The organism is Soonwooa buanensis (assembly GCF_900167905.1).
Lineage (GTDB): Bacteria > Bacteroidota > Bacteroidia > Flavobacteriales > Weeksellaceae > Soonwooa > Soonwooa buanensis.
Map to the genome: position 1 here is coordinate 1 of NZ_FUYZ01000027.1, position 2,288 is coordinate 2,288.

The window sequence follows — 2,288 nt, forward strand, 5'->3', positions numbered from 1 at the left end:
GGTAATTAGTACTACTCGGCTATGACATTACTGTCTTTACACCTATAGCCTATCAACGTTGTCATCTCCAACGACCCTTAAAAGAAGTCTAATCTTGCGGCGAGTTTCGCACTTATATGCTTTCAGTGCTTATCTCTTCCAAACGTAGCTACTCAGCGGTGCACCTGGCGGTACAACTGATACACCAGAGGTTTGTTCAACACGGTCCTCTCGTACTAGAGTCAAGTCCGCTCAAACTTCTAACGCCCGCAATAGATAGAGACCGAACTGTCTCACGACGTTCTGAACCCAGCTCGCGTGCCACTTTAATGGGCGAACAGCCCAACCCTTGGGACCTTCTCCAGCCCCAGGATGTGACGAGCCGACATCGAGGTGCCGAACCTCCCCGTCGATGTGAGCTCTTGGGGGAGACTAGCCTGTTATCCCCGGAGTACCTTTTATCCTATGAGCGATGGCCCTTCCATACGGAACCACCGGATCACTATGTCCTGCTTTCGCACCTGATCGACTTGTGGGTCTCACAGTCAAGCACCCTTATGCCATTACACTCTACGCACGGTTACCAAGCGTGCTGAGGGTACCTTTGAAAGCCTCCGTTACTCTTTTGGAGGCGACCACCCCAGTCAAACTACCCACCACGCAATGTCCTTCTTATTCAAGAAGTTAGGCTCCAAGTAAGTAAAGGGTGGTATTTCAACGTTGACTCCACACATACTAGCGTACATGCTTCATAGTCTCCCACCTATCCTACACATTACTTACTCAAAGTCAATACGAAGTTATAGTAAAGGTTCACAGGGTCTTTTCGTCCCATTGCGGGTAATCGGCATCTTCACCGATACTACAATTTCACCGAGCTCGTGGCTGAGACAGTGCCCAGATCGTTACACCATTCGTGCAGGTCGGAACTTACCCGACAAGGAATTTCGCTACCTTAGGACCGTTATAGTTACGGCCGCCGTTTACTGGGGCTTCAGTCAAACGCTTCGCTTACGCTAACGCCCTTCCTTAACCTTCCAGCACCGGGCAGGTGTCAGACCCTATACAGCATCTTTCGATTTAGCAGAGTCCTGTGTTTTTGATAAACAGTCGCCTGGGCCTCTTCACTGCGGCCTCCCCGGAGGGAGGCGTCTCTTCTTCCGAAGTTACGAGACTATTTTGCCTAGTTCCTTAGCCACGACTCACTCGAGCACCTTAGGATTCTCTCCTCGACTACCTGTGTCGGTTTTGGTACGGGTTGCTTCACTTCGGCTTTTCTTGGAACCGCTTTCCCTACAGCAGCTTCGCCCGAAGGCTAGGCCTTGACTATTCCGTCAGTCTCCAGTAAGTACGGCAATCCGTCCCCTTTTTAGTGTGAGCAAGTATGGGAATATTAACCCATTGTCCATCCACTTCCCCTTTCGGGTGCGCGTTAGGTCCCGACTAACCCTCAGCTGATTAGCATGGCTGAGGAAACCTTAGTCTTTCGGTGAGGGGGTTTCTCGCCCCCTTTATCGTTACTTATGCCTACATTTTCTTTTCTATCCGCTCCACAATACCTCACGATACTGCTTCGGCGCAAATAGAATGCTCTCCTACCAGATGTATCCCTAAGATACAAATCCATAGCTTCGGTACTATACTTATGCCCGATTATTATCCATGCCGAACCGCTCGACTAGTGAGCTGTTACGCACTCTTTAAATGAATGGCTGCTTCCAAGCCAACATCCTAGCTGTCAATGCAGTTCAACCGCGTTGCTTCAACTTAGTATAGATTTAGGGACCTTAGCTGTTGGTCTGGGTTCTTTCCCTCTCGGACATGGACCTTAGCACCCATGCCCTCACTGCCGACGAACATTTATTAGCATTCGGAGTTTGTCAGGAATTGGTAGGATTTGACTCCCCCGCATCCAATCAGTAGCTCTACCTCTAATAAACTTTACATCGACGCTGCACCTAAATGCATTTCGGAGAGTACGAGCTATCTCCCAGTTTGATTGGCCTTTCACCCCTACCCACAAGTCATCCGAAGACTTTTCAACGTCAACCGGTTCGGTCCTCCACTTTGTGTTACCAAAGCTTCAACCTGCCCATGGGTAGATCACAAGGTTTCGCGTCTAATCCTACTAACTAACTGCCCTATTCAGACTCGCTTTCGCTCCGGCTCCGGACCTGAAGTCCTTAACCTCGCTAGTAAAATTAACTCGTAGGCTCATTATGCAAAAGGCACGCCGTCACTCAACTTGTGAGCTCCGACCGCTTGTAGGCGTACGGTTTCAGGTTCTATTTCACCCTTCTATTCGAAGT

The 2,288-nt window shown here is 49.5% G+C and carries 1 rRNA gene; it reads right to left on the reverse strand.

The annotated features are described in order from the left end of the window. A 23S ribosomal RNA gene (locus B5X62_RS15380) occupies nt 1-2,288 on the reverse strand; the annotation flags it as partial.